Source organism: uncultured Mycobacterium sp. (genome assembly GCF_964249325.1).
In the GTDB taxonomy this organism is placed as follows: domain Bacteria; phylum Actinomycetota; class Actinomycetes; order Mycobacteriales; family Mycobacteriaceae; genus Mycobacterium.
Genome location: NZ_CAXUCH010000165.1, coordinates 1 through 8,974, shown reverse-complemented (window position 1 = coordinate 8,974; position 8,974 = coordinate 1). Strand labels below are relative to the sequence as shown.

At 65.0% G+C, this 8,974-nt stretch carries 5 protein-coding genes and 2 pseudogenes (1 of these 7 cut by a window edge); all 7 read right to left on the bottom strand.

Features of this window, described 5'->3' with window-relative positions; genetic code table 11:
- Positions 1-159 (bottom strand): annotated as a pseudogene (locus tag ACFE99_RS18020) (PE family protein); it reaches 159 nt to the left of the window's first position.
- A gap of 412 nt (positions 160-571) precedes the next feature.
- Positions 572-1,834 carry a PPE family protein gene (locus ACFE99_RS18015; protein WP_375487640.1) on the bottom strand — a complete coding sequence of 421 codons (1,263 nt, stop codon included), beginning with the start codon at positions 1,832-1,834 and terminating at the stop codon, positions 572-574.
- A gap of 729 nt (positions 1,835-2,563) precedes the next feature.
- Complete coding sequence (locus ACFE99_RS18010) at positions 2,564-3,832, bottom strand: PPE family protein (protein ID WP_375487638.1); 1,269 nt, start codon at positions 3,830-3,832, stop codon at positions 2,564-2,566.
- Between the two features lie 561 nt (positions 3,833-4,393).
- A complete protein-coding gene (locus ACFE99_RS18005; protein ID WP_375487636.1) occupies positions 4,394-5,587 on the bottom strand; it encodes a glycosyltransferase in 1,194 nt (397 codons plus the stop codon).
- Positions 5,588-5,866: 279 nt separating this feature from the next.
- A complete protein-coding gene (locus tag ACFE99_RS18000; RefSeq protein ID WP_375487634.1) occupies positions 5,867-7,054 on the bottom strand; it encodes a glycosyltransferase in 1,188 nt (395 codons plus the stop codon).
- A gap of 13 nt (positions 7,055-7,067) precedes the next feature.
- Positions 7,068-8,267: a glycosyltransferase gene (locus tag ACFE99_RS17995; protein WP_375487632.1), complete on the bottom strand. Its 1,200-nt coding sequence runs from the start codon at positions 8,265-8,267 to the stop codon at positions 7,068-7,070.
- A 90-nt stretch (positions 8,268-8,357) separates the two neighbouring features.
- Positions 8,358-8,974: pseudogene (locus tag ACFE99_RS17990) on the bottom strand (type VII secretion protein EccC); the annotation flags it as partial.

Here is an 8,974-nt window from a genome sequence, read left to right as displayed (position 1 = left end):
CGTGACCACTCAGCCCGAAGCTTTGTCGGCGGCGGCGGGAACCACCCCGGTTGTGGGGACGGCCGCAGCCGCGTTCTGAGCGGCCAGCGCTGAGCCGATACCTGTCAAGTTGGCGGCCGCCACCGACAAAGCTTCGGGCTGAGTGGTCACGAACGACATCTGGATTCCTTCCTCAACAGCGTTCAAGTTTCACTGACCATCGGGAGGTCGTTCGGTAGTGAGATTAGATGGCAACTGTCGGACGGCACGCCGCCCGCGCCAAGTATTCATTCCTCGCCCACTACTGTTCATCCGCGTCATCAACTGTTCATCCACGGTTAGGGTGACATCTGCTGTCACCACGACTACCTGCATGAACGCAGCGATATCCTCGGTCAGTCGATAGGCGGGACCGTGCGTGCGCGTCATGCATTACTTTCCGTGCGGGGATAAAAATCTCGGCGCGGGTAAAGGTCGTTGCGGCGGGCGTCCGATGCCAACCGATCATGCGAGAGTTCCGGGTGCCTCATATGAGCCAACAGCGCGGTCAGGTCAGCGCCCGATAGCGGGATAAGCGCGCACAGACCGTGGGCTAACCGGCGGCCGGCGGCCGTGGCATTACCGTGTGGCGGAACCCGTAGCGGTGAATGAAACCGCCAGCGGCGCGGTGGCCCGCACCGGTTCCCATCAGCGGCAGTCCGCGCAGCAGTCCACTCGTTTGCGGGTGAACATGGGCAGAGTGCGTACCCAGCAACGCTGGTGCCTCGGGACTTGTTGTCTGCTGGGGTGCGGCAGCCCATGTCGAGGGCACCGATAGCCGCCCGACGGTGCCAGCCTGGCCCACACCGGCCGACACCGGGCCGCCCCAGTGGCCCACCGGAGAGCCCCAGGCGCCTATCGCCCCGGGAGGCGGTAGCGCGCCACCGAGCGCCGGGCTGGCAGCTGGCGCGCCAGGTACCAAACCGGCTCCCCACGCCATCGTGGAGTTCACCGTCCCGATGGCACCATACGGAAAGTAGGTAAGCGCATTCGCGGTCCCACTCGACCCCACCGAAAGCGTACCTCCCCCAAGCACACTGGCGATCAACCCGCTCGGGCCAACGAGCCACGACGGAACCGCCGACGAACCGGGAGTGATCCCCAACCACGCCAGTAAAGGATCCAGCGACGACGTGGATGACGCCGCCGAAGAGAGTTGCTGCAGCGCCTGGGGCACCGCGGCGGCGGAGGCCGGTGTCATCGCCGAGGCCGTGGTCTGCGCAGCGGTGCCGGCCGGTGTGCCGGCGGCCTTTGTGAGCGCAGCGGCCTGGCTGGTTACCCCGACAGCGTTGGTGGTCTGCGGTGGCGGCATGAACGGCGTCATCGTCGTGGCAGCCGACGAGGCGCCGGCATACCCGTACATGGCGGCGGCATCCTGGGCCCACATTTCGCCGTATTGCGCCTCGGTGGCTGCGATCGCCGGGCTGTTCTGGCCGAAGAAATTGGTCGCTATCAACGCCATCAGCTGGGCACGGTTCGCCGCGATCAGCGCCAAAGGCACCGTCGCCGCAAACGCCGCCTCATAGGCGGCCACGGCCGCTTTCGCCTGGATGGCGGCCTCGTCAGCCTGAGCCGCAATCGTGCTCATCCACGCCACATACCGTGCCGCCGCGGCCGCCATCGAAGCCGATGACGAACCAAGCCACTGCTCGGCTGTCAATTCTGAGACCACAGATTGGTAAGAGGTCGTCGCCGACCTTAAATCCGCCGCCAGGCCGTTCCAGGCCGCCGCAGCGGCCAACATCGACTCCGGCCCCGGACCGGAATACATGCGGCCAGAATTGATCTCCGGCGGCAGCGCCCCATAATCCAGCAAGTGACACCCCTATGTCAGCTACATCAGCTAGCCACGATCGCTTTGACGAACTCGCATGGTGGTACACGAACCGGGTGGCGCGGGCGAGCTCACGGACAGGTCGTTGTCGACGACGCTCTATGTGTTGTGCGCCCGATTCCTGCCGGCGTGTACGGCGACCTGCGCCGCAATCAGCGTGGACAGCGCTTACCCGGCAAGAACCACACTCTTTCCAGCGCTCCAACGGAATTCCGGACGTTCACCACCGGCCGAAGCTCTGCGGGTTGCGCGCAAGCAGCTTTTGCGAGTGTGTGGTCACGCACGAAATTCGCTTTCTCCCCGAACGCTCGAAATCTGAATATCGAGCAACGCTGGTTAGGGAGCGTCACTCGTTGGTGAGATTAGGTGGCTGTGAGGGAACTTGCCGCCACCAAGGCGTTTCCGTTGCTGGACAACGAGCGTCCATCCGGCGGTCAACGCTTCGTTGCCCACTTGGTTTGTCGGCTCAGCCGGACAGCCTAGCTGCGCAAACGGTGGTCAGCCGGTTGGCGATTACTAGGTCAGTGGTTGGACCTATGGGCGTGAAGACTGGTCGCGCAGGGTAAAAATCTTGTCGCGCATAAATCGGATTGGTCTCGTTGCCGGTGACCGACAACCGCGCGGTCACGGACTATGGTCGCGATTTCGTGGCCATCAGACCGTGCATACGGTGCGCGAGCGGGAATGGCCAACCGCTCGAGCAGCGGTCGGCTATCCGGCCGATGGCGGCCGCGGCATCACGGCATGGCGGAACCCATAGCGGTTGATGAATCCGCCGGCGCGCCGACCTATACCGGCCCCTGTCAGGGGTACACCTCGCAGCAGCCCGCTGCTCGCACCCGGGTGACTGTGGGCAATGGTCTGAGCCCCCAGCAAACCCGGGGCCTCGGGGCCTATCGCTTGCTGAGGCGCCGCGGCGGCCCAGCTCGCCGGCACCGACAGCCGTCCGATCGTGCCAGCCTGGCCCACACTCGCCGACACCGGTCCGCCCCAATGGCCCACCGTACCGCCGAAGGCGCCGATAGCCCCCGGCGGCGGTAGCGCCCCGCCGAGCGCCGGGCTGGGCGCGGGGGCGCCGGGTGCCATTCCAGCTGCCCATGCCACGGTGGAGTTCACCGTCCCGAGGGGGAAGTACGGCCAGTTGGTCCACGCATTCGCGAGCCCCTGGTTCGCGAAGGACGGGTTCCCGAGCACAGAGGAGATCAATCCGCTCGGCCCAAGTATGGCTAACCCATTCGGTCCGAGGAAGTCCAATAACGACGACCAAGTCGGCGCAGTGGCCGCCGATGAGGTGGCCGCCGCGGGTGACGTGGACGACGCCGCTGACAATTGCGGCATAGCGGAGGTGGAGGCCAGGTGGGTCATCGTCGACGCTGCCGTCTGCGCCGCGCTGCCGGCTGGCGTGGCGTTGGCGTTGTTGACCGCCGCAGCCTGTTCGGTCAATCCGGCGACACTCGTGGTCGGCGTTGGCGGTATGAACGGCGCCATCTTTGTCGCGGCCGCCGACGCGCTGGCATAGCCGTACATGGCGGCGGCATCTTGGGCCCACATCTCGCCGTATTCCGCCTCGGTGGCCGCGATCGCCGGGCTGTTCTGACCGAAGAAATTCGTCGCGATTAACGCCGCCAACTGAGCACGGTTGGCGGCGATCACCGGCGGGGGCACTGTCGCGGCGAATGCCGCCTCGTAGGCGGCCACGGCCGCCTTCGCCTGGGTGGCCGTCTCCTCGGCCCGTCCGGCGGTGCTGGCCATCCACGTCACATAGGGTGCGGCCGCTTGGGCCATCGACGCCGACGCCGGACCGAGCCACGAGCCGCTTGTCAGTCCCGAGACCACCGAACCGTACGATGTTGCCGCCGACCTCAACTCCGCGGCCAGCCCATCCCAGGCTGCCGCAGCAGCCAGCATCGACCCCGGTCCAGGGCCTGCATACATCCGTCCCGAATTGATCTCGGGCGGAAACACCCCGAAATCCAACACTAGACCCCTCCCCCAGCCGCGGTCGCTTTGGCTGTGTTAAACGCCGCAGGGAATGCCAGCTGCATCCGCACGTCGCCCGCGGCGGCAGGAATCACCGTGCGCATCGGGACCTACCTGCATCGCGGTCGGTCATCGCTGATCCGTTGGTCGGCAATTCGGCTGCTTCTGCCAGCAGCATTTCCGTGTGCTTACTCACAGACGAAATGCGCTTTCTTCCTTGATATCTCTTCAGCGTCAACACACTCGGTAAGGGCTCGATCGCTACTGACGGTCGCCCGTTGGTGACAGTAGATGGCTATGCCGCGAAACGCCGCCACCCGCGCCAACAATTCACTCCTGGACGACTACTGTTCATCCGGTGGACAACTGCTGACCCGCAGTTGGATGGTGGACTCCCACTTACCGCCGCTACCTGACGAAACCTGCTAGCAGGGTCGCCCATCAGAAGACAGGGGTGTCAGGGCGGCGGGCCACCCGTCAGCCTATCTGCAGTCGAATCTTGTTACGACGAACCGGTTCGTCAAGCACCCAGAATTCAGTACTTGCTCGGCCGGCCGCCGATCAGCCTGAGCGCCTTCGGCGGGCGGCATCCTCGAGAAGATCGGTCGCGCGGGCAACGCTTTCGGCGGGCTTGGTCATCCGGATCGCGATCTCGCGGGCTCGCGTGATGTACTGCGGGGCGAGAATCGAGCGGAGGTCCGCGACGAGCGAATCTCGAGTGGTGGCCCAAAACGGCCGCCCGGAGCCAACTTTCAGCCGCTCAACCACAGCCTGCCAGATCGGCTGTTCCCACCCGATACAGAGGACTAACGCAGGCATTCCGGCTCGCATGCCTGCGGCCGTGGTACCCGGGCCACCGTGGTGAACGACCGCGCGGCACGCCGGAAAGATGGCAGCGTGGTTCACCGCGCCCACAACCTTGACGTGGTCGAAATGCGGAGTCTGGCTGAAGTCATTCGGGCCGCTGCAAATCAACGCCCGCTCGCCTAACTGCGCGCAGGCCTCACCGATCATGACGACCGTGTCGGCGGGAGATGCGACCTGCATGCTGCCGAAGCCGAAGTAGATCGGCGGCCTTCCGGCGCCAATCCATGACAAGACGTCGCCGTCGGCATCCGTCGGCAACTCCAGCGTCAGCGCTCCGACGAAGGGCCGTCGGCTACCCTGTTCCGCCCATTCGGCCGCCAGCTCCGGGAAGAAGAACTCCTCGTAGGCTTGAATCTCCAACGACCCACGTTCCGCCATCCGTAGCATTGAAGGTTCGGTTGCCTCCGGCAAGCCCAGCGCACGGCGTTGGCCATTCTCAGCGTCCCTATTCATGAGCCAATCCAGCCATTCGCTGTTCGCCAGAACCCGCCTCGGGAAATAGTGCAGGGCAGCCACCGGGATGTCGTAATACTCCGCGACGTTGGCGGCGAGCCCCTCTTGGGTCACGGCCGTCAACAGCAGATCGGCCTCATTTGCCAGCTCTGTCAGCGTCATGCCCATCTGCGCCCAGATCTCGCTGACATACGTCATGCCTGTCCGCAGCAACTCGAGCGGATCCCGGCTCATCGAGAAGTTGCTGACGTCGTGCAGCGCCTGCGAGTCCGGCCCGTAGGCCACCGCAGCAAGCCCAGCCGACTCGGCGAAGCCAAGCATGTTCGGCGGAACCGCGATGCACACATCGTGCCCGCGGCGCAGCAGCTCCAAACCGACCGCGGCGCATGGCTCCACATCGCCGCGAGTTCCATAGCTTGCCAGCACAAATTTCATTGGCGAAACCTAACTCGCAGTGCTGCGTACACGTCCATGCGGGCAAAGCGGCCAGGTTGGTGCCGCTCGACACCCCGTCCGCTCCGCAGCTCCGTCGCGACCGCGACCGCGCCGTGAGACATCTTATGAGTTGGTTGGTCAAGCGGCATTCTGTTGGGCAATCCGGTTGGGCCGCTTCGGCCGCAGATAACCGCCCACTGGGGCAGCCCAGTCAAGGCGCGCCGAAGCCATTTGCCTGACGTGGTCGACGCCGGGTATCAGACAGCCCGCCTTCTCCGATCAGCCAAAGAGCCCTGCACGGGCGGCGTCCTCCACGAGATCGGCTGCCTTGGCAACGCCTTCGGCGGGCTTGGTCATCCGGGTGGCGATGGCACGCGCTCGCGACCTGTACTGCGGGGCGAGAATACAGCGAAGGTCCGCGACCAGTGATTCCCGGGTGGTAGCCCAGAAAGGCCGCGCAGAGCCGACGTTCAGCCGTTCGACCTGAACTGCCCAGATCGGCTGATCCGCCTGGGTCCAGAGAACCAACGCAGGGATTCCGGCTCGCAGGCCCGCCGCCGTGGTGCCGGCGCCCCCGTGATGGACGACCGCGCGGCAGGCCGGAAAGATGGTCGTAAAGTTCACCGCGCCGACAACCTTGACATGGTCGAAATGCGGAGTTTGGCCGAGTCCATTCCCGCCGGCGTAGATCAAGGCTCGCTCGCCCAACTCCAGGCATGCTGCGCTGATCATGGCGACCGTGTCAGCCGGCGATGCGACCGGCGTGCTGCCAAAGCCGAAGTAGATCGGCGGTGTTCCGGCGGCAATCCACGACAAGACGTCGTCGTCGGCATCCGTCGGCAAATCCAACGTCAGCGCTCCGACGAACGGCCGTCGAATATCCGATCGCGCCCATTCGGCTGCCAGCTCGGGAAAGAAGAACTCATCGTAGGCCTGGATCTCCAGCGGTCCGGGTTCCAGCGTCCGTCGCGTCGCCACAGCCAAGCCCAGCGCACGGCGTTGGGCTTCTGCAGCCTCCTTCGATATTTGCGCATGCAGCCACCCGAGAGGCAAAAACTGCACCGGGAACAAGTGCAGCGCAGCCAGCGGGATGTCGTGATACTCAGCGACGTTGGCAACGAGGCCCTGTTCGCTCATGCCGGCCAATAGCAGGTCGGCCCCATCTGCCAGCGCCGTCAGCGTCGTGCCCACCTCCACCCACGCCTTGGTCGCATACTCAACAATTTCCCGCACCGTGCTCATCGGATCCTGAATCTTCGAGACCTTGCCGACGAAATCCTCGTCGCGCAGCGCCGGTGAGTCCGACCCGTAGGCGACCGCAGCAAGCCCCGCCGATTCGACGAAGTCCAGCATGTTAGGCGGGACCGCGATGCGCACGTCGTGCTCGCGGCGCAATAGCTCCAAACCCACTGCGGCGCATGGCTCCACATCGCCGCGAGTTCCATAGCTCGCCAGCACGAATTTCATCGACGAAACCCGTTCACCCGTACCGCCCGTGGCGTGCGGCAGCTACCACGAGATCGGCGGCCCTGGCAACGCTATCGGCCGGCTTGGTCATCTGTGTGGCGATCTCGCGGGCTTGCACCGCTACCTGCGGTGCAAGAATGGACCGGAGGTCTGCGACCAGCGAATCCACGGTAGTGGCCGAAAAAGGCCGCGCTGCACCAACTTTCAGGCGTGTGACCTGAGCCGCCCAGCTTGGCTGATCGTGCCAGAACCAGAGTATCAACGTGGGGGTTCCGGCCCGCATGCTTGCGGCCGTGGTGCCGGCGCCGCCGTGGTGGACGACCGCGCGACAAGCGGGAAAGATGGCTGTGTGGTTTACCGCGCCCACAACCTTGACATGGTCGAAATGCGGGACGTCCGTGAAGTCATTCTCGCCGGTGCAAATCAACGCCCGCTCGCCTAACTGTGCGCAAGCCGCGCTGAACATTTCCAGCGTGTCGACGGGAGATGCGAGCGGAGTGCTGCCAAAGCCGAAGTAGATCGGTGGTGTTCCAGCGGCAATCCACGACAAGACATCGTCGTCGGCATCTGTCGCCAACTCGAGCGTCAGTGCGCCGACAAAGGGCCGTCGGCTATCGCATTCGGCCCATTCCGCAGCCAGCCAGGGAAACAACAGCTCGTCGTAGGCCTGGATCTCCAGCGATGCACGTTTCCCCTTTCCTGGCAGTGCAAGTGCGGCGGCCTCTGGCAAAGCCAGTGCGCGACGGAGAGCCTCTTCGATCTGTTGCCTTATGCGCCAATCCGGCCATGAATGCGCCAAAACCTGTATCGGAAAGGGATGCAGCGCAGCCACCGGAATGTCGTAGTACTCCGCGACGGTGGCGGCGAGCCGCGGCTCGAACGTGCCCGTCACTAGCAGGTCGGCCCCCTCTGCCAGTTGAGTCAGCGTCGTGCCCATCTCAACTGTGGCCTGAGTCGCATATTGAAAGAGTTCGGGTAGCACGCTGACCCGATCCTGCATCGTCGACACGTCGCGGTTGAAATCCTGGCCCTGCAGGTCCGTTAAACTCGGCCCCCAGCCAACCCCATCGAGCCCCGCCGACTCGACGAAGTTCAGCCTGTTGGGCGGGACCGCCACGCGCACGCCATGCCCACGACGCAACAGCTCCAAACCCACTGCGGCGCACGGCTCGACGTCCCCACGAGTTCCATAACCTGCTAGCAGAAATTTCATCGGGCGGAACCTAACTCGTCCTGCCAACGCGTGCGATCGCGAGCTGGCTGTATCGGTACCCGTCGACACAGCAGTTGACAAGCGGAGCGCTTACCGGCGCAAGTCGGTGGCCGCCACCTGAACGAACACGCCGGTGTCTTCGGCCATCAGCAGCCCGCGACCGCGTGGCAGCGGGCCACCCTTCATCTTGCCGCGGATGAAACCCTCGTCGGGGTCAGCGTCCATCACCAGCAGCGGCGCGTTTGCCTGGTGCAACGCCCGCAGCATGGGGTCGCTGCCGGCCGAAGACCAGCCGCCGAAGGTGCGGGTGACGAACACGTGCAGCCCGACGTCGGCGGCGCGGGTCACCCAGGGAGCGGCCTTGTGCAGCGGGGAGTCGTAGCCGGGCGGCAGCTGCTGGATGTCGTCGATGATCAGGAAGATCTCCGGCCCGCTCCACCACGAACGCGACAACAATTCTTCGGCCGACAGTCCCGGCGGAGGCTCCCGGCGGGCCAGTGTCGCCGCCAGCTCGTCCATCATCGCCGCAACACCGTCGAGGTTGTATGCGAACCTCTCCACGTAGTCCGAGCCCAGCGCAGTCAGCAGCTGGCGACGCGGGTCGACCAGCCACACCTGCGCTGAGGGGCGCGACGTAGGTGGAGCCGTGCTCGCCCCCGGTGCGTAGATTCGGCCGATCTCGGCCATGATGGTGGCCAGCGTCGTGG